The organism is Pseudovibrio sp. POLY-S9 (assembly GCF_001431305.1).
Lineage (GTDB): Bacteria > Pseudomonadota > Alphaproteobacteria > Rhizobiales > Stappiaceae > Pseudovibrio.
The window spans coordinates 20,909-43,462 of the sequence record NZ_LCWX01000071.1 but is presented as its reverse complement, the minus strand read 5'-3'; the positions used below and the strand labels follow the sequence as shown (position 1 = coordinate 43,462).

The window sequence follows — 22,554 nt, the reverse complement described above, 5'->3', positions numbered from 1 at the left end:
CCCCCCGCCAATGCTGCGACAAGGATGCCGCCCCAGAGGCCAGCTCCGAGCCAAACGGCCATCCAGCCACACATGGCACCAACGACAAAGATGCCCTCAATACCGAGGTTGAGCACCCCTGCCCGCTCGCAGACCAAGGCACCTAATACACCAAAGATGAGCGGGGTTGCGATGCGGATGGCAGCGGCCCAGAAATTGGCGGAGAGAAGAATATCAATGTATTCCATGGCTTATGCCTCCCCTTTGGCGACAAGTGGAGTCTTCTTAGGCCTGACAAAGCGGATTTTGAAGCGCACGAATAGGCTGGAAATCAATACGCAGATCAAAGACATGGCGACCACAAGATCAGCAATATAACTGGACACGCCCATGGCACGGCTCATGCTATCTGCCCCCACAAAGACTGCCGCGATGAAGACAGCAGCCACAACCACACCAACGGGTGAGAGGCCTGCAAGCATGGCGACCACGACGCCGGTGTAGCCGAAGCCCGGGGAGATATCGGCAGTCAAATACCCTTTGAGGCCAGCCACTTCGCTGACACCAGCAAGGCCTGCCAATGCACCGGAGACCAGGCCGACTTTGATGAACGTGGAGGTGACCGGAATGCCAGCATGTTTTGCGGCGGAGACATTTTCTCCCGTTGCGCGGATTTCAAAACCCCAGACGCTGCGCTTCATCATGATGTAGATGATCAGGGCTGATGCCAGTGCGATCACGAGGCCCCAGTGGATGCGCATGCGGGCGAACATCTTGGGCAGTGTGGCGGCGCTGGTCATGGGTTCTGACTGCGGCCAGCCCATGCCCATGGGGTCTTTCATCGGGCCTTCCAGCATCATCTGCACAAACAGCAGCACGACGAAGTTGAGCAGCAGTGTGGTGACCACTTCATCTGTGCCTAGCTTCGTTTTCAGCAGGGTTGGCACCAGCATCAAGGTGCCGCCAGCAATCATGCCCGCCAGTATAATCAGCGGGATCATAATGTAGGCGGGCGCGGAGATTGCACCGGTGCCGACAGCGACTGCGGCAAGCGCGCCCACATAGAGCTGGCCTTCTGCGCCAATGTTCCAGAGTTTGGCACGAAAGGCGACACTTACGGCCAGACCCGTGAAAATGAGCGGCGTTGCGCGGGCTAAAAGCTCAGAGAATGCGAACTTGGAGCCGAATGCGCCTTTGAAGATATGCCCGTAGGCGGCGAAAACTTCTCCCCCTGCTGCTGCAATGGGGATCGCGGCAAGCACGAGCGCGGTGATTCCTGCGATAACTGGCAGGGCAAACGCGAAGAGCGAAGAAACATTGGTACGAGGTTCAAACCGGATCATGCTGCTTGTTCCCCTTTTATGGATTGTCCTGCCATCATCAGACCAACCTGTTTCTTATCCAGCTTTTCCGTCTCCACTGGCTCGCAGATATGCCCGCGATGGATCACGGCAATCCTGTCGGATAATTGGAAGAGTTCGTCCAGGTCCTCCGAGATGAGAAGGACGCCTGCGCCTCTGTCTCGCGCCTCTTGCAGGCGGCGGTGCACATCAGCCGTTGCGCCAACATCCAACCCACGAGAGGGCTGGGCGGCAAGGACGATATCGGGTTGTTGGTCCAGCGTTCTGGCGAGGACGATTTTCTGGATGTTCCCGCCGGAGAGCAAACGGGAGACGGCAAGCGGGCCGGAGCAGCGAATGTCGTAGGCCTTGATAGCCTCCTGAGCGCGCTTGCGAATTTCGTTGAAGCGGAGAAGGCCGAAGCGTTGGTAGGCGGCCCCACGAATTTCCTCCAGAACGAGGTTTTCCTCTACCGACATGGTGCCAACGATGCCGTCGTGGTGACGGTCTTCCGGGATGCGGGCGACGCCGGATTTGATGGCAGCCGCAGCACTGGCCTTGAGCGCTTTGCCGTTGAGTTGGACATTGCCAGCGGTTGGTGTCTCCAAGCCGGAGATGACCTTAGCCAGGGTGCTTTGGCCGTTGCCGGAGACGCCTGCGAGGCCGATGATTTCCCCCTTACGGAGGGCAAGATTGACGTTCTCGATCTGCTCGCGGCCATCCCCAGCGCTGACACCGGCAAAAACCAGCGTTTCGTCTTCCGGATACCCAGGTTTGCGTTCTGCAGTTTGGACGGAATGCCCGACCATCACCTCAGCCAATTGGTGGCGATCACACTGCGATGTCGGCAAGTCAGCAACAATCCGGCCCCCTCTGAGAACCGCAACACGATCAGACGCGCCCAGCACCTCGGCCATCTTGTGGGAGATGAAGATGATCGCCATGCCTTTGGCAGCAAGCAGCTTCAAAGTTTTGAAAAGGCTGTCGGATTCCTGAGGCGTGAGAACCGCAGTGGGTTCATCAAGCACCAGAATGCGGGCGTCGCGGTAGAGTGCTTTGAGGATTTCGACGCGTTGTCTTTCGCCAACTGCCAGCTTGGAAACGCGCAGATCCAGATCAACTTCTAGGCCGGAGCTCTGCATCAGCTCCTGCAGTTTTGCCCGCGCTTTGGAGCGGCTGAAGCGGCGTGAAAACAGGCTCTCAGTGCCCAAAACGATGTTCTCAAGCCCCGTCAGGTTCTCAGCCAGCGTGAAGTGCTGATGAACCATACCTATCCCCGCTTCAAGGGCCGCCTGAGGAGCACCGGGCTCCAAATCTACCAGAATACCAGAGGAGTGGCGTACCATGACACGTCCTTGATCAGCCACATAATGACCAAACAGGATATTCATGAGCGTGGTTTTCCCCGCTCCGTTCTCACCCAGCAACGCAACGATTTCCCCGGCATGCAGGTCCAGATTGACGTTTCCGTTGGCAACCAGATCACCGAAGATCTTGGTTATGTTTTGAAGAGATAAAAGCGGATGCCCGCTCTCACTTTCTGGCATGGGATACCCTTGGACTGAAGAGGTTATGCGCGTAGCAGGCGGAGAAGACGGGCCGGGATATCCCCCCGGCCCGATCAGCGTTAATTGGAGGACTTTGGCTCTTCGTCGTTGATGTCAACAGTAAAAGACCCATCCAGAATGCTCGCTTCGACAGCTTTGACCTTGCCGAGCAGATCAGCATCCACCAGCGTTTCATCAACCACCAGCGAACCACCAGCATGACCCATGAAGGAGTACTTGCCGTAGTCTTCAGCCTTGAAGTTATTCGCCTTTACAGCCGCAATCGCAGTGTCGATTGTTGGCTCCATATGCCAGATGGCAGAGGCGAGGATGGTGTTTGGATAGTCAGCAGCGGTATCGATCACATTGCCAATCACGAAGATGCCTTTTTCCATCGCCGCATCAGACACACCGAAGCGTTCTGCATACAAAACATCCGCACCGGCATCGATCATGGCGTAAGCGGTTTCTTTCGCTTTTGGCGGATCGTACCAGGAGTTGATGAAGTTGACTGTGAAAGTCACCTCTGGATTGGTTGCCTTAGCACCATTCATGAATGCGTGCATGAGACGGTTCACTTCCGGAATAGCAAAGCCGCCGATCATGCCGATTTTGCCGGACTTGGATTTCGCACCTGCGATCATACCGGAGAGGTAGGATGGTTCGTGAATGAAGTTGTCGAACACCGCGAAGTTTGGCTCAGCTGCCGGGAAGGACGAGCCCATGAGGAAAGCTGTTTCCGGGTATTCTGCAGCCACGTTGCGCGCTGCGCGTTCTACTGCAAACGCCTCGCCAACAATGAGCTGATGACCAGCTTCGGCGTACTCACGCATGACGCGCTCATAGTCGGTGTTGGCTGTGTTCTCGGAATAGACGTAGGTGATGTCACCGCGTTCTGCCGCTGTGTTGAGCGCTTGATGGATACGTCCAACCCATTGCTGCTCAACAGGAACGGTGTAAATCGCTGCGACCTTGAGAGGTTCGGCAGCTAAAACTTTTGCTGGTAAATAAACCGAGATTATGGCCGCAAAAACAGCTACGGCTGCGAGAACATGACCTCTCACCAAACCGTTCAAACGTGTCGCAAACATGCACACCCCCTGAAATCAATAATTGTGCAGGGCTGCAGATCAGACTGCAGCCGCAATCTGCCCTATCTCGCATTTTAAGTGAAAAGGTCCTGAGCAGGACGAAGGCATTAAAAATGGCTGTATACGAGACAAAGCGGCTAATGACTAGATGCCTCAGAAGTATTTTTTGCATGACGGCACGTAAATTAATGCAGATCACACAGTACTTTTCTTATGGTATTCAGCTATTTATCGACTGTATAAATATTATTGGACCACTATATAGCTGTGGATTGAGCTAAGTGACGATAAAACACTCGAATCGAAGCAACATTATGAAATTTTACTTTTCGGTCAAATAATTTCAATCAATATTATTTTGCAATATTTTCCATGGATTGAAAAATAGCACACAGCGCCTAATGATTGCTCTGATTGCCTAAATTGCATTCACGTAGCAAGTTGATTTTATGCAGGAATTGACGCTTGCTGCTCATGGAGCAGGCAATACGAGCCTCAACGGATCGCTGAGAAAAATTTGGGAATTGTTGTGTTTACGAGCACTCTGGCACCCTTCGCAGGCTGCTCAGAGGAGTGCAACCGCACCCCTCACATCGCAGTATCATGTCGCTCAGGCAGTCACGGTTGCAGCTTCCCAGTCAGTCAGGATCTGCATGATCTGACGGCTGTCCTCAACACTCGGAGCCGGACTTTCCAGCGCCTTGTTGCCAGCTTCGATCGCTTCGCGGATCGCTCTGACCTGATAAATAAAGGCGTTGCCATCTGCCGTAACTGTGCGCGTGTCGCCCGGTTTTTCGTATGGGGTAACTGTGAAGATATTCCCCTCAGTTTCCGGTAGCCATGGGTTGGAATTCAACACCAGACTTGCCTTGGAGCCAAGCACTGTGAAACCGGCATGCAGACCGTAGTCTTCCGCCGTGTGAAGCTGGCAAACAACACCGTTATTCAACCGCAACGTCGCTGCTGACTCGCAGATGTTCCCATCTGCACCACGTCGGCCCATTGCCGATATGTTATAATTATCAAAGATATGGGTCGGGAATGCAGTCTGTAACAGAAGATGCATCAGCGACGTTGGATAGCAACCAAGGTTATAAAGTGCCCCCTTGCTGTGTGGGTTCACGAACCTGGCAATTGACGCGCAGTACTGAGCTGTAATCGACTGGATCTCACCCAACTCACCAGAAGCAACTACATCGCGAATAGCAGCTGCAAACGGGTGGTTCAGGTACATCAGCCCTTCCACGAAGAATACACCGTTCTCGGCAACCGCTTTCAGCGCCTGATCGGTTTTTTCCATGTCGATAGACAGCGACTTTTCGCAGAGGATTGCTTTCCCCGCATTTGCTGCCTTGACCACGTACTCATGGTGAATGTGGTTTGGGAGAGCGATGTAAATGATATCAACGGCTTCGTCTTCAATCAGCTCGTTGAAGTCATCAAAGGTATGCTCAACATCGTACTTTTCTGCGAAGACTTTCAGAGGCACTTCTGACCGACCTGCCACGGAATGTATCCGCGTCGATCCTTCCGCTTGTATAGCGTCTGCCATTGTCAGCGAGATGAAGCTTGTTCCGAGAAAGCCCCAGTTCAGTTTCGACATTGTTTTTCTCCAGAACACAGGATCCCGAGAACATCACGGGAAGAACTCCGGAAATAACCCTAATCACATTTAAGGAAGGAGAAAATACCAGAGATCAATAGCTTACTGCTTATCCAAGTTTATCGATAAAAGAGCAGGTACTCATCGCTGAGTACTTACAATTTTACTGAACCAACGGGCTATCAGAACCAAGTAAATCAATACCTTTTATCTCAGCAGACCCTGCCAGGATAGTGATGTATTGAGACACTGCTTTGGACCAGCTTGCGGCTTCCAACCATGCTCTGATGGTTTCCTCAACATGCTCGAATGGCAGGGTATTTCCCTCAATCTTCCTGTTCAGGAAAATGATGTGGTAGCCGAACTTGGTCTCAACAGGTTCGCCTGTCATCTGTCCTGCATGCATCGATTGGAGCGCTTTTTCAAACTCCGAAACTGTGCTTCCCTTGGTCAATTGGCCCAGATTTCCGCCCGTTTCTTTTGAAGGGCAAGCGGAGTACTCCAGCGCCAGATCAGCAAAGGTTTCTGGCTTGTCCAGAAGTAGTTTGATGACATCGTGGGCACGGGCCTTGGCTATGCTGCGAGCAGTGTGTTGCTCTGACCCAGCCGCAAACAAGATATGGCTGGCTTCATAGATTGGCTCTGAACTGAAGCGAGTCCTGTTGTTTTCGTAGTAACGCTGGCACTCATCCTTGGAAGCTGTCGGGATCTCGACCTCCTGCTCAATCAGTTCTCTGATCGCTGCATCTTCAGGGGTCTCACTTCCGTCATCCATCTGTTCTGGTGCAGCCTCAATGTTCAAGGCCTTGGCTTGCTGCAACAACAGTTCGCGGACGACTAACGCTCTCGCAGCAGCTTGCACTGCCTGACCTGGGTTCTCAGCCGGATGGTTTTGGGCCTCTGCCAGAATGTCTTGTTCTGAGATTTGGACCCCGTTGACCGACACATCGGTAATGATCGGTTTGCTTTTTGGAGGCACCTTAGTGCTCGGCAGATCCGCATCGGCCTGAGCACCTTCATTCAGATTTGGGTTGGTGTAGAGATTGGCCATTTCACCTCACTCAGCAGGATGGCGTGAATTGGTGGAGTTGCGCTCACGCACGATCTGGTAGCCGGGACGCCACAAGTATCTTGCCGGAACGCTGAGCATATGCACCAAGCGTGTGAACGGGAAGATGAGCAAGATCGTCAGCCCCACGAACAAGTGCAACTTGAAGACCCATGAAGCATCAACGACATAGCTTGCTGCATCACCACGGAATGTGAAGATGCCTTGTGCCCAGCTCATGAATTTGACCATTTCCTCACCGTCCAGATGCATGAGGGAAACAGGTATAGTTCCAAGCCCCAGAAGCAACTGGAAGCCCAACAGACATATAATGAAGGTGTCCATTGTGCTGGAGACTGCTCGTACACGCGCATCATACAAGCGACGATAAATGAGCATCCCTGCACCCACAATCGCCATCAGGCCAGCAATACCGCCGACGACGACAGCAAGAACCTGTTTGGCACCGTGACTGATACCCACCAGATCGAACAGGACTATTGGGGTCAGCAATCCAACCAAGTGGCCAAAGAAGATGATCAACACCCCCACATGAAAGAGCACTGAACCCCAGACCAACTGCCTGCGGCGCAGGAGCTGGCTTGAACCAGCACGCCAGCTGTAAGGCTCACGATCATAACGGATGATTGTACCAACAATCAAAACCGAGAGGGCGATGTATGGATATATTCCAAAGAACAACGTGTTGAAGAAGCCAGACATTTCTAGTTCTCCCCTTGAATGTTCTGGGTCGTGGTATCAGGCGGGCGTCTGTCCGCAGCTCTCATTTGCATTCTTAAGCGATCAGGGCCGCAACTGCCCTCTCCTGCATTGCCACCAAACTTGACGACCTCTTCCTGCCAAATGCGATCCATGGCTTCGAGATCATTTGGGTCATCTTCGGGCTCTGCAAGAATATTGGAGAGGAGCTCCTTGGAAGGTGCCGCTTTGCTGATTTCAGCAACAGCCCCAAACGCATTGGCATAGATTGAGCCCTTCTTTTTGAGACGCAAACGAAGGGCCTCAAAGATATGCGCAGTCTGGCCAAGCAGTTCCTGCCCCTCTGTAAATGGTTGATGCGCCAGATATTCGAGGAACAATGGGATGTAGTCAGGTAGTTCCGTGGTCTCTACCGCGAAACCGTTTGTCAGGTACATCTCACGCAGATCGACGAGAGCTTGACCGCGGTCTCTGCTCTCACCATGCACATGCTCAAACAGGTGTAGTGAATGTGAGCGGGTCCGATCAAACAGGAACACGTATCTTTCCTGCACCTCATAGAGATCTTTAGTAGCCAGATCATCGCAAAGAGTGCAGATCATTTTCTGGCCTTTTGCAGAGAGCAAGCGATCTGAGTTTACCGCTTTTTTCAGTGCTGGCAGGTCATCCAGCAGTTCTTGCGTCGGGTAGTTGAGCAAGAGCGAGAGGATTTTTAAGGAGACGATCATCCGCGCATCTCCTTAAATATATCCGTTGGGGTTTCGACAGTTTTCTTGCGGGAACCACCGAACAGGTCAGTTCCATCACTGCCGCCAGAGCAACCATTGCCGAAGGAGAAACCACAGGAGCCACGAACATCGTAGGCATCCTCGGACACTTCACGGTGAGTGGTTGGAATGACGAAGCGATCCTCATAGTTGGCTATCGCCATGATCTTGTACATGTCTTCAATCAACTCAGAAGTCAGACCCACTCGTTCAGCGATAGCTTCATTGACTACGCCATCAACTGACTTGGAGCGCATGTAGGAGCGCATGGCGAGCATCCGTTCCAACGCCGTGACAACAGGCTCGTCTTTGCCTGCTGTGAGGAGGTTGGAGAGGTAGCGGACCGGAATGCGCATGCTCCGGACATCCGGTAGGTCACCATCCCAACCGATCTTACCAGCCTCTGCGGCTGACTGGATTGGGGAGAGAGGTGGAATGTACCAAACCATTGGCAGTGTGCGGTATTCCGGGTGAAGTGGGAAAGCCACTTTCCAGTCGATTGCCATCTTATAGATCGGCGATGCCTTGGCAGCCTTGAGCCAATCCTCTGGAACACCATCTTTACGGGCTTGTTCGATCACCTTTGGATCATGCGGATCAAGGAAGACCTTCAGTTGCTCTTCGTAGAGGTCCTTCTCATCCTTGGTTGAGGCTGCTTCTTCGATCTTATCCGCATCGTACAGGATCACACCCAGATATCGGATGCGGCCCACACAGGTTTCTGAACAGACTGTAGGCTGCCCTGACTCGATGCGTGGATAGCAGAAGATGCATTTTTCTGATTTGCCGGAGGACCAGTTGAAGTAGATCTTCTTGTAAGGACAGCCAGAAACGCACATGCGCCAGCCACGGCATTTTTCCTGATCAATCAGGACGATACCATCATCTTCACGCTTATAGATGGCACCTGATGGACATGCAGCAACACATGTTGGGTTGAGGCAGTGCTCACACAGACGTGGCAGATACATCATGAAGGTGTTTTCAAACTCGCCGTAGATTTCCTTCTCAATACCCTCAAAGTTGTAATCCTTTGAGCGCTTGGAGAACTCACCACCGAGAATTTCTTCCCAGTTTGGTCCCCATTCAATTTTTTCGATCCGCTCGCCCGTGATCGCTGATTTTGGGCGGGCAGTTGGGAACTGAGCGCTTTCAGGAGCGCCCTGTAGGTGCTCGTAATCATAATCAAACGGCTCGTAGTAGTCGTCAATTTCTGGCAGATCAGGGTTAGCAAAGATCTTCGCCAGAATGCGCCATTTGGCACCCATCTTGGGAATGATCTTGCCATTGCGTTTGCGAACCCAGCCACCGTTCCATTTCTTCTGGTTTTCCCAGTCTTTGGGATAACCAATACCGGGTTTGGTTTCCACGTTGTTGAACCAGGCGTATTCAACGCCTTCTCGGTTGGTCCAAACGTTTTTACAGGTCACTGAACAGGTGTGGCAGCCAATGCATTTATCCAGATTCAGCACCATTCCGACTTGAGCGCGGACTTTCATTCTGCTGCCTCCTGACCACTGTCATCCAGTGGTTCTTCCATCCAGTTCACTTTTTCCAGTTTGTGAACCACAACGAACTCATCGCGGTTGGAGCCAACCGTTCCATAGTAGTTGAAGCCGTAGGATTGCTGCGCGTACCCACCAATCATGTGTGTTGGTTTGGTGACGGTTCTGGTCACCGAGTTATGGATACCACCGCGTTGTCCGGTGAGCTCAGATCCCGGTGTATTCACGATCTTTTCCTGAGCGTGATACATGTAGATCGTGCCTTCCTTCATGCGCTGAGAGACCACCGCACGCGCCACAAGCGCACCGTTGATGTTGAAGACTTCGACCCAGTCATTGTCTTCAATGTCAGCTTTTTGCGCATCAACCTCTGAGATCCAGACCACCGGACCACCACGGTTGAGCGTGAGCATCAACAGGTTGTCGGTGTATGTGGAGTGGATGCCCCACTTCTGGTGCGGGGTGATAAAGTTGAGCACCAACTGCTTTCTGCCGAGAGACTTATCATCGATCACCGGTTTGACGCCTTTGGTGTCTATCGGCGGCCTGTACACGCAGAAGCCTTCGCCAAATGCACGCATCCAGAGGTGATCCTGATAGAGTTGCTGACGACCGGAGATCGTTCGCCACGGGATCAGCTCATGCACGTTGGTGTAGCCTGCGTTGTAGCAAACATGCTCAGACTCGATGCCAGACCACGTTGGTGAAGAGATGATCTTTCGTGGCTGAGCGACGATATCGCGGAAGCGGATTTTCTCTTCTTCCTTCGGCAGTGCCAGATGGGTGTGGTCTCTGCCAGTGAACTCAGAGAGAGCAGCCCAAGCTTTGACAGCCACTTCACCATTGGTTTCCGGGGCCAGAGACAGGACGACTTCACTTGCATCGATATCCGTTTCGATCCTGGCCAAGCCTTTGGTTGGCCCGTCTTCAAGCACCTCTCCATTTAGGCCTTTGAGGAGGTCTACCTCGTGCTCGGTGTTCCAGCTGATGCCTTTGCCACCGTTGCCGAGTTTACTCATCAGTGGGCCAAGAGCCGTGAAGCGCTTGTAGATGTTTGGATAGTCTCGTTCGACAACAACAACGTTTGGCATAGTCTTGCCGGGTTGCGGATCAATATCACCCTTCTTCCAATCCGCTACGTCGAATGGCTGGGCGATTTCACCAGCTGTATCGTGCAGGATCGGGACAAGGACGACGTCCTTTTCCTTGCCGAGAACTTCTTGTGAGACTTCAGAGAAGGACTTGGCAATACCCTTAAAAATCTCCCAGTCACTGCGGGCTTCCCACGCGGGATCAGCTGCACTGGAAAGTGGATGAATGAAGGGGTGCATATCCGAAGTGTTGAGGTCGTTTTTCTCGTACCATGTGGCTGTCGGCAGAACGATATCCGAATACACGCAGGTGGTGGACATACGGAAGTCGAGCGTGACGAGCAGATCGAGTTTTCCTTCGGGCGCATTGTCATGCCAGACAGCTTCTTTTGCACGCTGACGGCCTTCTTCACCGAGGTCTTTGCCAAGTACACCATGCTCAGTACCGAGTAGATGGCGAAGGAAGTATTCATGACCTTTACCGGAGGACCCAAGCAGGTTGGAGCGCCAGACGAACAGGTTGCGCGGCCAATTGGCTTCGCTGTCGGGGTCCTCACAAGACAGTTTGAGGCCGCCAGACTTCAACTCCTGAGCAATGTAGTCTTTAGCTTCTTTGCCGCTCTCTTCTATCGCTTTGGCAACTTGAAGCGAGTTGGTCTCAAGTTGCGGTGCTGATGGCAACCATCCCATGCGCTCTGCGCGGATGTTGTAATCGATCAGCGACGCATCCCAATCTCCATCCGGGGCCGTTGGTGACAGGATCTCATCCACCTTGAGCGTCTCGTAGCGCCATTGATCTGTATGCGCATAGAAGAAGGATGTTGAGTTCATATGCCGTGGTGGGCGTGTCCAATCCAAGGCGAATGCAAGTGCTGTCCACCCGGTTTGCGGGCGAAGTTTTTCCTGCCCCACATAGTGGCTCCAACCACCACCGGATTGACCAACACAGCCGCACATCACCAGCAGATTGATAATACCGCGGTAGTTCATATCCATGTGGTACCAGTGGTTCAGACCAGCACCGAGGATGACCATGGAACGTCCGTTGGTCTTCTCGGCGTTTGTCGCGAACTCGCGGGCCGTTGTGATGATATGATCTTTGGGAACGCCAGTGATTTTCTCTGCCCATGCAGGCGTGTAAGGCAGTTCCTCATCATAGGACTTGGCAGAGTTTGGATCATCTAATCCGCGATCCAGACCGTAGTTGGCAATAAAGAGGTCGAAAACGGACGCTACAAGCGCTTCACCCTCCGCCAGCTTCACTTTCTTTGCGGGGACTTTGCGCACCATCACGCTTTCATGGTTGGTTCCCGCAAAGTGGTCATGCTCACGATTGCCGAAGTATGGGAAAGCCACGTCAGCGACTTCATCATGATCAGCTTTGTCAATGAAAGACATGGCGAGGTCCGTGTCTTTGCCGGCGCCGTCTCTTTCTTCAAGATTCCATTTGCCTTTTTCCCCCCAGCGGAAGCCGATGGAGCCATGCGGAACCACAATCTTCTTCGACTTGCGGTCCAAGGCGACGGTTTTCCATTCCGGGTTATTTTCTTCACCCAGCTTGTTGGCAAACTCAGAGGCGCGCAGGAGACGTTCCGGGATAAACTTGCCGTCTTTTTCAACTAGGCGAACCAGCAGCGGCATGTCGGAGTACTTACGGCAGTAGTCCTCGAAGTATTTTGCCTGCCTGTCCAAATGGTATTCACGAAGGATGACATGACCCATGGCCATCGCCAGAGCTGCATCAGTGCCCTGCTTTGGATGAAGCCAGAGATCCGAGAACTTGGCCGCTTCCGAGTAATCTGGGCAGACCACAACTGACTTAGTGCCTTTGTAGCGGACCTCGGTGTAAAAGTGCGCATCCGGTGTACGCGTTTGTGGAACGTTGGAGCCCCACAACATCAGGAAGCCCGCATTGTACCAATCAGCGGATTCAGGCACATCGGTTTGCTCACCCCATGTTTGTGGTGAGGCAGGAGGCAGGTCGCAGTACCAGTCGTAGAACGACATGCATGTGCCGCCGAGCAAGGACAGGTAGCGAGTGCCAGCTGCGTAAGAAATCATGGACATAGCCGGAATTGGCGAGAAGCCAACGACACGGTCTGGTCCCCATTTCTTCGCGGTGTAAGCATTTGCTGCTGCGATGATTTCGTTGACTTCTTCCCAAGTGGCTCGCACAAAACCGCCGTGTCCGCGCACTTTCAGGTAATCTGCGCGCTTTGCGGGATCATCCTGAATGGCTGCCCACGCAGCGACCGGCGATTTCACTGTCCGCTCGTTACGCCATAGCTTGAGGAGGCGAGAGCGTATGAGTGGATGCTTCACCCGGTTTGCGGAGTACATATACCAACTGTAGCTGGCACCACGAGAACAACCCCGTGGCTCATGGTTTGGCAGGTCCGGGCGGGTACGCGGATAATCCGTCTGCTGGGTTTCCCAGGTGACAATCCCGCCTTTAACGTAGATCTTCCAGGAACAGGAACCAGTGCAGTTCACACCATGGGTCGAGCGTACGATTTTGTCGTATTGCCATCGCTTTCGATAGCTGTCTTCCCAGTTTCTATTCTCATTGGTTGTAACACCGTGCCCGTTTGCAAAGGTACCAGTGTCCTGTTTTGCGAAGAAGTTCAGTTTATCGAGTAGTAGAGACATCTGAAATGCCCTTCACGTTATTTGCTTAGCACGGAACGGAGGCACCCTTGCGGGTGTAGAAGAACCACGTGATCACCAGACAGATCACGTAGAAGATGCCAAAGGCCCAAAGCGCGGCATCCGGGCCACCTGTGTAGGCGATGGATGTTCCGTAGGCTTTGGGGATGAAGAAGGCACCGTAGGCTGCAATTGCAGAGGTGAAGGCGATGATGGCCGCACTTTCACGTTCTGACTGGCGCAGGTGAGCTGTTGCATCCAGCTCAGGCATCAAGAGGCCGACCTGTTGGCGCATGATGGTCGGGATCATCTGGAATGTAGAGGCGTTGCCTACACCTGTCAGGAAGAACAGAGCCATGAAGCAGGCAAAGAAGCCCCAGAAAGCTCCCGGCTCTGTTTTGATGGACAGGAAGAACAGCACGCCACCAACAGCAACCGCCATAAACAAGAAGGTCCAGAAGGTTACACGGCCACCGCCGTACTTGTCGGAAACCCAACCCGTACCAGCCCGGGAGAGTGCACCAACGAGAGGTCCAAGGAATGCGAAGGTGAGTGCATTTACTTCCGGAAACTGTGTCTTCATGAGCAGCGGGAAGCCTGCGGAATAACCGATAAAACTACCGAAGGTTCCTGTATAAAGAATGCACATGATCCAGTTGTGCGCTCTTGAGAAAATGATGGATTGTTCTTTAAAGCTCGCTTTGGCATCGGCGATATCATTCATGCCAAACCATGCGGCCAGCGTCGCGATGATGAGGAATGGAACCCAGATAAAGCCAGCATTCTGGATCCAGAGTTGGGAGCCATCCTCAAGGATTTGAGGAGCGCCACCGATCGCACCGAAGACACCAGCTGTGATGACAAGCGGCACCACAAACTGCATGACGGAAACGCCAAGGTTTCCGAGGCCTGCATTGAGCGCAAGCGCGTTCCCTTTTTCCTTCTTTGGATAGAAGAATGCGATATTTGCCATTGAAGAAGCGAAGTTACCGCCCCCGAAACCGCAAAGCAGGGCTAACAGAAGGAAGATGTTATAAGGCGTGGTGGGGTCCTGAACTGCGTACCCGATACCCAGAGCCGGAAGAAGCAGCGATGCTGTGGTCAGCGTTGTCCAAAGGCGACCACCAAAGATAGGGACCATAAAGGAATAAAAGATCCTGAGTGTCGCGCCAGAAAGGCCTGGCAGAGCAGCCAGCAGGAAGAGCTGGTCTGTCGTATAATCAAAACCGATGGCGGGTAGCCTTGCAACAACAACACTCCAAACGAGCCACACTGAGAAGGCAAGCAAAAGTGCCGGAATAGAGATCCAAAGGTTCCGAGAGGCGATCGCCTTTCCTTTGGTTTCCCAGAATTCCTGATCATCCGGTCGCCATTCAATTAGTGTGTGCCCTTTTTGAGTGTTGTTATCAGACATACATTCATTCCTTTTGGCTACATGCCCTCTCCAGACCGAATGTCCAGAAAGGGCTTCGCTGGTTACGGATACTTTTCTACGCCTGCAGGTCCGTCCGGACCTTCAACCGGCTCGTCCGGGAGATCAGACAGATCTGTTTCATCTTGCAATTCTGGATAACGCTTGCGCTCCATCCTGCGGATGGCGACGTGCATCCACACAGTCGAAACCGCAACAATGATGAAGAGAAGCATGAAGGGTGCCGTCCAAACGCCAGTCCAATCGAGCAGAACTCCAAAGGCGATTGGCAAGAAGAAGCCACCAAGACCGCCGATCATGCCTACGAGGCCTCCGACAGCACCAACATGATAGGGGTAGTAAACCGGGATGTGCTTGTAGACCGCCGCTTTACCAAGGCTCATGACAAAACCAAGAACGACGGTCACAGAGACGAAGGCACCAACACCAAGACCGAAGTTAAACTCGATTGGGCCGTCAATACCGCTGACAACATATGAGGTTTCGGGATAGCTCAGCAGGAAGAGGCAAAAGAGGGAGACGATAAATGTGAGGTACATGACAAAGCGCGCGCCCCATTTGTCTGACATCCAACCGCCCAGTGCTCTGAAAACAGATCCGGGCAGTGAATAAAGGCCAGCGAAAACGCCAGCCGTCGTGAGCTCCAATCCGTAAGCCCCGGTGTAGTATCGCGGTAGGAATGATGCGAGCGCGACAAAGGCGCCAAAGACGAAGAAGTAATAGGTGGCAAAACGCCAGACTTGCAGGTTCTTCAACGGAGCGAGTTGCTCTGATGTAGATACAGCTTGCTTGCCTTCTTTCTTGCGCTCCTGCTGAGACGGGTCATCTTTACTGAACAGATAAAACAGAACGGCTGTGACTGCCAAAACAATTGCATAAACGCGGGCTGTGCCTTCCCACCCAACTGCTACGACCAGAAATGGTGCTACGAAGTTGGTAACTGCTGCACCGACATTACCGGCACCAAAAATGCCAAGTGCAGTGCCTTGTTTCTCTTTTTCAAACCACTGGGAGACATAGGCTACGCCGATAATAAAAGAGCCACCGGCCAATCCAAGGCCCAAGGCGGCTAACAGAAACACTTCATAGGTTTGTACTGAGGTGAGCAACCAGACACAGACTGCTGTAATGAGCATCTGCAGCGGGAACATAATCCGTCCACCGAACTGCTCTGTCCATACTCCCAGGAAAATGCGGCTCACAGAACCGGTGAGCACTGGTGTGGCAACCAATAAGCCGAACTGAGTATCGGACAACCCCAGTTCGCCTTTAATGCGCACGCCAATGATGGAAAAAATGGTCCAAACTGCAAAACAGATAGTAAAAGCAAAGGTACTGAGACCCAATGCCCTATATTGATCGGAGCGAGTAACACCCTCAAGTGAATGCATAGTATTTGATCCTGAATTCTAGCAGGTAAGACAATCCACATAGAATCTCAGGAGCTTTAGCACCCAAAAGTAGAGCAACTCATAGAAAGAACAGGATTAAACGAGTAAAATTGAAATACAACTTGGAGTAAAACTATGTTTTATTTCCAACTCACGACGCGATGAAAAACACCTATCCAGACTACTTTGATGCTGGTATGTTTCGTGTAGAGGCGGGGATTTCAAAGTTAAAGCAATGTCTTACATCAACAATGTCAGGATGTTTGTGCGCGTGTTTGAGCTTGGCAGCATGTCTGCTGCGGCAAGGGACATGCATGTTTCTCCTGCAGTTGCTTCCTCCCGTATCGGAGAGCTTGAGAAGCACCTGGGTATTCGCTTGTTTAACCGCACCACCCGCACCATCCAACCCACTGAGCAAGGTAGCATTTTTTATCCTGGCGCCCGTAAAATGCTGGAAGCAATGGAAGAGGCTGAAGCGGCTGTTCAGGAGGTGACACACACTCCACGCGGCTCAATTTTTGTTTCTGCTCCACTCGGCATAGGGCGGCGTTTGATCGCACCGCTTATTCCTGAATTCCACGATACTTATCCTGAAATTCATGTTCGCCTCAGGCTCTCGGACCGTCCTCTTAACATTACTGGAGAAGGTTTGGATCTGGCATTCATTCTGGGACAGTTACCAAACTCTGAAATGCGGCTGAAAAACCTGTTGGACTGTCCTCGGGTACTGTGCGCCTCCCCTACCTATCTTGATCAGCGAGGTGAACCACAGCAAGGGGCAGATCTCCAAAACGGAAAGCATGATTGCCTACTGCTTCAGTTTCCTGGTTCCTCTGAAAGCCGGTGGACGCTTCAAACTTCTGAGGGCTTACAAAGCTTCACAGTTGGTGGGCCATTCACCTCTGATGACGGCGATGTGTTGGTGAACTGGGCACTCGGCCATCACGGCCTCATCAATGCCCCCTTGTTTGATGTTGTCGATCATTTGCTCAGCGGAGACCTTATCGCCGTCTGCACTGCTACCCCTCCTGCTGATGTGCATTTGGCATGTCTATTTCCGCACAAACGCTATCAAGACCCTAAAATCCGGCTCTTTCTTAATTTCATCAGTGAGCGATTGAAGACGTATCTAAAAGACAAGAGTTCTCAATACTCTACTCATCTTCTGAATAAGTAATTTTTGATTGGAAAGTCGTTTATGTATCTATTTTTTTCCGGCTATCCGCGAAATACTTTCAAAATAATTTTGATAATCCAACTCATTTATTAGGCTAAACTGATAGATGGGAGGAGTTTGGTGGCCCTGCCAGCTGACGAGCTTAATGGACACGGTTGATACCAGCACATTTGCCCAGTGCTTCAAACAGTGCCTCGTCGATCCCTAATTCGACGAGTGCACCTCCCCGGCAAGGAATTCAACTTAACTCGGGTTGCTGCACTTACGCGGACTGCCATTGCGTGAGTGTCGTACAAGGAAGTAAACTTACATATGAGTACTCAAACACTGCCACCCCGCATCTTTGATGCCTCTTCTGAGGGCATATCACCTTCTTCTTTCTACGCACCTTCGGGAGGCTTGCCTCCGCAAACGCAAGTCATGACAGACCGGGCAGTGTTTACTAATGCGTATGCCGTTATTCCCAAAGGCGTGATGCGGGACATCGTGACCTCAAATCTGCCTTTCTGGGAAATGACGCGTGCCTGGATTATTGCCCGGCCACTCTCTGGATTTGCTGAGACGTTTTCGCAGTACATCATGGAAGTTCAGCCAGATGGAGGCTCCCTTAAACCTGAGCCAGACCCTGAAGCACAGGGCGTGATGTTCGTTGTTCAAGGTGAGATTACTATCACAATGGGCAATGAGGCTTTCACACTTACTGAAGGTGGCTACGCCTATCTGCCTGCCGGAGCCCAATATGAAGTACGTAACAATAGCTCTCTAGCAGCCACCTTCCATTGGGTTCGAAAGCGCTATGAGGCTGTCGAAGGCATTGCAAAGCCCGACGCCCTGTTTACCCATGAAAAGAATGCTGTGGTTGCTCCCATGCCAGACACCAATGGAGCCTGGACGACGACGCGCTTTGTAGACCCCAGCGATATGCGCCACGACATGCACGTCAACATCGTGAACTTTGAGCCCGGTGGCTGCATTCCGTTTGCTGAGACCCACGTGATGGAACATGGCTTGTATGTTTTGGAAGGGAAAGCAGTCTACCGGCTGAATAATGACTGGGTTGAAGTGGAAGCCGGTGACTTTATGTGGTTGCGTGCTTTTTGTCCGCAAGCTTGCTACGCTGGCGGTCCAGGCCGTTTCCGGTACTTGCTTTACAAAGACGTCAATCGACATGCCCAGCTCGGCTCGTTTCAAAGGTGATCAAATATGGGTAATCAGGTCACAACAGAGCGCACCATACGGATTGAGAAGCTCACCTCTGCGGTATTTATGCCGTTTGGTGAACTGATTGAGACCGGCGGGACATCACCTATCCTAATCAACGAAGGCCGATGTGAGCGCTTTTCTGATCTGGCTGGTGTTGAGTTTATTGGTGGCCGCGCTGGTGTCAGCCTGTTTCAGGCAGAGCTTCGCAGCCTGCCGCACACGCTGACGATGTTGGAGCGCCATCCATTGGGCTCGCAATGCTTCATTCCGATGAACCAATCAGAATATCTTGTCATAGTCGCCGAAGATGAAGGTGGACGGCCTTCATCACCTCGTGCGTTTATGGCGAGTTCAACCCAGTCCATCAATATCAAACGGAACACATGGCACGGCGTTCTGACTCCCATCAACGGGTCAGGACTGTTCGCTGTTGTCGACCGGATTGGGGACGGAAATAACCTAGAAGAACACTGGCTGGAGGAGGCCTACTTAATAACGGAATAACACTGTGCGTCATTAGTAGGAGGGGACTAAATGACCAGCAATTCCATCGGGACACCAGAACAACTGCGTGATCCGAACTACACACCTGCCTTACATAAGGCGGTACCACTTGGCATTCAGCATGTGCTTGCCATGTTCGTCTCAAACGTTACTCCGGCGATCATTATTGCCGGAGCTGCCGGATTTGGGTTTGGCTCTGATGCAGGGGCGCAGGGCTTCCCAGACATGACATACATGATCCAGATGTCCATGCTGTTTGCCGGAATAGCTACGCTTTTTCAAACAATTGGAATGGGAGCAGTCGGAGCCCGCTTGCCGATTGTGCAAGGTACCAGCTTTGCTTTCATACCCATCATGATCCCACTCGTTGCAGGTAAAGGTGTTGAAGCTTTGCCTGCTCTGTTTGGAGGCGTGCTCATTGGTGGTTTGTTCCATGCCATCCTTGGGATGTTCATTGGTCGCATTCGCTTTGCTTTACCACCGCTGGTGACTGGCCTTGTCGTAACCATGATCGGTCTGGCGCTGGTGAAAGTGGGCATTCAGTATGCTGCGGGTGGTGTGCCTGCCATTAGCAAGCCTGAGTATGGAAGTATGCTCAACTGGTCTGCTGCGCTCATTGTTATTCTCGTCACGCTTGGTCTGAAATTCTATGCCCGCGGAATCCTAGCTGTATCTGCTGTGGTGATTGGCATCCTTGCAGGATACCTTTACGCGATGATGGTCGGCATGGTGACCGTGGACGGTATTGCCACAAGCGTTGGCCGCTCTGCATCTTTCGCCCTGCCGATGCCATTCGCCTATGGTTTTGATTTCAGCCTTGCTGCTGTGGTTGGCTTTTGTCTCATGGCGTTTGTGAGTGCTGTTGAAACTGTTGGCGATGTCTCTGGCATTACCAAAGGCGGTGCAGGACGTGAGGCGACCGACAAGGAGATCCAGGGGGCAACCTACGCTGATGGTTTTGGCACAGCCATAGCCGGTGTTTTTGGTGGTTTGCCGAACACATCCTTCAGCCAGAATGTGGGGTTGATTGCCATGATAGGCGTGATGAGCCGCCACGTGGTGACCATTGGTGCTTTATTCCTCATCGTGTGCGGACTGATACCCAAGGTTGGAGCGATCATTCGCACAATTCCCATCGAAGTGCTCGGCGGAGGTGTGATCGTTATGTTTGGAATGGTGGTCGCTGCTGGCGTCTCCATGCTTTCCGACGTCAACTGGAACCGCCGGAACATGGTGATCTTCGCGATTGCGTTATCAATCGGTCTTGGTTTGCAGCTGGATCCAAAAGCTGTTCAGTATCTGCCTGACACACTGCGCATTTTGATGACGAGTGGCTTACTTCCTGCAGCTCTGATCGCGATTGTACTCAATCTTGTATTGCCAGAAGAGCTTACTGCCGAAGCAACGGAAGAAGTTTCAGGCGGCATGGCCTCACAAGAGGATCCACCATTCAAACCAGCAGGCTCCCAAGCCTAAAGAAACTCCCCTCGCCGTTCTGCTATGGCGAGGGGAGCATCTCTTATAGTTTCTGCCATGAACCGCCGTTCTGAGAGCTTTTCACGGCTGTTTCAATGAAGTTCAGCCCATCCAGCCCATCAGATACAGTCGGAAGCAGTTTGCTGCACTCGGGTTCTGACTGACCTAAAATGCGCGCAGCCAAAACATCAGCAAACTCGTTATAGATTGTTGCGAAGGCTTCCAGATACCCTTCCGGATGACCACCTGGAATGCGTGAGACTGCATTTGCGGCCTCTATTGCATCAGGGCCACCGCGTGTGATGCGATAGCTTGACTTTCCATAGGGTGAGTAAACCAGATGGTTCGGGTCAGCTTGCACCCACTCAACACCGCCTTTGTCTCCATAAACACGCAGTCTCAGCCCATTTTCGTTACCCGGAGCAACCTGAGACGCCCACAGCATTCCCTTGGCACCATTTTCGTAGCGCAGCAGCATCTGCACATCATCATCCAGCGCTCTGCCCTCTACGAAACTTGTCAGCTCCGCCAAAACTTCTGTTGCTTTCATGCCGGATACGAAGGAGGCGAGATTGTAGGCGTGCGTGCCGATATCTCCAATACAGCCGCCTGCTCCGGATCGTTTTGGATCAGTACGCCAGCTGGCTTGCTTTTGACCTGATTGCTCAATCGGCTCAGTCAGCCAATCTTGCGGGTACTCCACTTGAATCAGACGAACTTTCCCGAGTTCACCAGCCTCAATCATAGCTTTCGCCTGCCGGACCATTGGGTAGCCGGTGTAATTATGCGTCAACAGGAACAGCTTGCCAGTTTCCTCAACCAGTTGAACAAGCTTTTCGCTTTCTTCACTCGTCGTTGTCATCGGCTTATCGCAGATGACATGGATACCGGCCTCGAGCATCGCGCGAGCTGCCGGATAGTGCATATGGTTAGGCGTCACAATGGCAACTACATCAACCGGATCATCCCGAAGCGGTTCTTTTTCTGCCATTTCTTCGAAGGAGGTATAGGCACGATCAGATGAGATATAGAGTTCTTCAGCTGACGCTTTTGCCCGCGTTGGATCAGAAGAAAGGGCACCAGCAACAAGTTCATAGCGATCGTCCAAACGCGATGCGATGCGGTGAACTGCGCCGATGAATGCACCCTGACCGCCGCCGATCATTCCCAGACGCAGTCTACGCCCCAGTTTTTTCGGAATATCCAACACTTGTTGTGGCTCAGCAGCTTCGACGGTCATTATGCATTCTCCATATTTCTCAGGCGCAAATATCGGTTAGCGCAACTGCACCACCTGAACCTGTAGGATCATTAAGTCTGAGATCGGTAATTGCAAATGCTCTTTTGCAAAAGTGTTGGTCATTTCAGAGAAACTGTTTCAAAATCCAGGCTGATTTATTGCTGACTTAAGGGAGAGTTGAAGGTCTTATGCCGAACTCATCAGAGACCACCCGAGCCTATTACGAGAAGAATGCAGAGAGCTTTATCGAGCGCACACTACATCTGGACATGGAGGAGCACTACCAACGGTTCCTCATGAGAGTACCGCCAGGTGGGCGAGTTCTCGATGCGGGATGTGGGTCCGGGCGTGATGCCTACGCTTTCAAGCAGCTTGGCTTTGAAGTAGACGCCTTCGATGCATCTGCTGAAATGGTGAAATCGGCTAGTAAACTGATCGGTATAGCTGTCCAGCAAAACACATTTCAGGAATTTATCAGCGAGCAGGTTTACGATGCTATCTGGGCTTACGCCTCTTTGCTTCACGTTCCTTATTCTGAACTACCTCTCGCACTCACCAATCTCTGCAATGCCCTCAAGAATGGCGGCACCTTGTTTGCTTCTTTCAAATTGGGAGAAGGAGAAGTAAACCGCGATGACGGGCGTCGCTTTTCCATGATGACCGAAGCCCGCTTCAGCAACATCCTGCATCAGGTCCCGAACCTACAGCTTCGAGATGCCCGCATTACGCTGAGCAACAAGCCCTACAGCCCTAACGAGAAGTGGCTTACGATGATCATTGAAAAAGTAGGCTAA

Annotated in this window: 15 protein-coding genes and 3 pseudogenes; 5 read left to right on the top strand and 13 right to left on the bottom strand. The window is 52.2% G+C overall.

What is annotated here, in order from left to right:
- From PPL9_RS31115 to PPL9_RS04830, 12 genes and pseudogenes are all read right to left on the bottom strand, one after another.
- Positions 1-227 (bottom strand): annotated as a pseudogene (locus PPL9_RS31115) (ABC transporter permease); the annotation flags it as partial.
- 3 nt (positions 228-230) lie between these two features.
- Positions 231-1,322: an ABC transporter permease gene (locus PPL9_RS04880; protein WP_057461594.1), complete on the bottom strand. Its 1,092-nt coding sequence runs from the start codon at positions 1,320-1,322 to the stop codon at positions 231-233.
- On the bottom strand, positions 1,319-2,866 hold the full coding sequence (locus tag PPL9_RS04875; protein ID WP_057461593.1) for an ABC transporter ATP-binding protein: 1,548 nt from the start codon (positions 2,864-2,866) through the stop codon (positions 1,319-1,321). Before PPL9_RS04875 ends, PPL9_RS04880 begins: the two co-directional genes overlap by 4 nt.
- An 80-nt stretch (positions 2,867-2,946) precedes the next feature.
- Positions 2,947-3,957, bottom strand: coding sequence for a BMP family protein (locus PPL9_RS04870; protein ID WP_057461591.1), 1,011 nt, complete (start codon positions 3,955-3,957; stop codon positions 2,947-2,949).
- A 610-nt stretch (positions 3,958-4,567) separates the two neighbouring features.
- Positions 4,568-5,560 carry a Gfo/Idh/MocA family oxidoreductase gene (locus tag PPL9_RS04865; RefSeq protein ID WP_082596554.1) on the bottom strand — a complete coding sequence of 331 codons (993 nt, stop codon included), beginning with the start codon at positions 5,558-5,560 and terminating at the stop codon, positions 4,568-4,570.
- 163 nt (positions 5,561-5,723) lie between these two features.
- Positions 5,724-6,611 carry a peptidylprolyl isomerase gene (locus tag PPL9_RS04860; RefSeq protein WP_057461589.1) on the bottom strand — a complete coding sequence of 296 codons (888 nt, stop codon included), beginning with the start codon at positions 6,609-6,611 and terminating at the stop codon, positions 5,724-5,726.
- Positions 6,612-6,617: 6 nt separating this feature from the next.
- On the bottom strand, positions 6,618-7,331 hold the full coding sequence (narI, locus tag PPL9_RS04855) for a respiratory nitrate reductase subunit gamma (protein WP_057461587.1): 714 nt from the start codon (positions 7,329-7,331) through the stop codon (positions 6,618-6,620).
- A gap of 2 nt (positions 7,332-7,333) precedes the next feature.
- Positions 7,334-8,056, bottom strand: coding sequence for a nitrate reductase molybdenum cofactor assembly chaperone (narJ, locus tag PPL9_RS04850; protein ID WP_057461586.1), 723 nt, complete (start codon positions 8,054-8,056; stop codon positions 7,334-7,336).
- A complete protein-coding gene (gene narH, locus PPL9_RS04845) occupies positions 8,053-9,594 on the bottom strand; it encodes a nitrate reductase subunit beta (RefSeq protein ID WP_057461585.1) in 1,542 nt (513 codons plus the stop codon). The genes narJ and narH overlap by 4 nt, the downstream gene beginning before the upstream one ends.
- The gene (locus tag PPL9_RS04840) at positions 9,591-13,340 is read right to left on the bottom strand and encodes a nitrate reductase subunit alpha (RefSeq protein ID WP_057461584.1); all 3,750 of its coding nucleotides are present in this window, start codon (positions 13,338-13,340) and stop codon (positions 9,591-9,593) included. Before PPL9_RS04840 ends, narH begins: the two co-directional genes overlap by 4 nt.
- Before the next feature lie 25 nt (positions 13,341-13,365).
- Positions 13,366-14,718: pseudogene (locus PPL9_RS04835) on the bottom strand (NarK family nitrate/nitrite MFS transporter); the annotation flags it as partial.
- Between the two features lie 200 nt (positions 14,719-14,918).
- A pseudogene (locus PPL9_RS04830) lies at positions 14,919-16,160 on the bottom strand (nitrate/nitrite transporter); the annotation flags it as partial.
- Positions 16,161-16,395: 235 nt separating this feature from the next.
- Here PPL9_RS04830 and PPL9_RS04825 point away from each other — a divergent pair.
- The 4 genes from PPL9_RS04825 (at position 16,396) to PPL9_RS04810 (ending at position 20,520) form a co-directional block, all read left to right on the top strand.
- Complete coding sequence (locus tag PPL9_RS04825) at positions 16,396-17,337, top strand: LysR family transcriptional regulator (protein ID WP_057461581.1); 942 nt, start codon at positions 16,396-16,398, stop codon at positions 17,335-17,337.
- Positions 17,338-17,700: 363 nt separating this feature from the next.
- The gene (locus tag PPL9_RS04820) at positions 17,701-18,534 is read left to right on the top strand and encodes a bifunctional allantoicase/(S)-ureidoglycine aminohydrolase (RefSeq protein WP_208989186.1); all 834 of its coding nucleotides are present in this window, start codon (positions 17,701-17,703) and stop codon (positions 18,532-18,534) included.
- A gap of 6 nt (positions 18,535-18,540) precedes the next feature.
- On the top strand, positions 18,541-19,044 hold the full coding sequence (locus PPL9_RS04815) for an ureidoglycolate lyase (RefSeq protein WP_057461579.1): 504 nt from the start codon (positions 18,541-18,543) through the stop codon (positions 19,042-19,044).
- Between the two features lie 30 nt (positions 19,045-19,074).
- Entirely contained in the window at positions 19,075-20,520 is a 1,446-nt protein-coding gene (locus PPL9_RS04810; protein ID WP_057461578.1) for a nucleobase:cation symporter-2 family protein, read from the top strand.
- A gap of 43 nt (positions 20,521-20,563) precedes the next feature.
- On the opposite strand, the gene PPL9_RS04805 is transcribed toward PPL9_RS04810, so the two are convergent.
- Positions 20,564-21,760, bottom strand: coding sequence for a Gfo/Idh/MocA family oxidoreductase (locus PPL9_RS04805; RefSeq protein ID WP_057461577.1), 1,197 nt, complete (start codon positions 21,758-21,760; stop codon positions 20,564-20,566).
- A gap of 188 nt (positions 21,761-21,948) precedes the next feature.
- On the opposite strand from PPL9_RS04805, the gene PPL9_RS04800 reads away from it, so the two are divergent.
- A complete protein-coding gene (locus PPL9_RS04800) occupies positions 21,949-22,554 on the top strand; it encodes a class I SAM-dependent methyltransferase (protein ID WP_208989167.1) in 606 nt (201 codons plus the stop codon).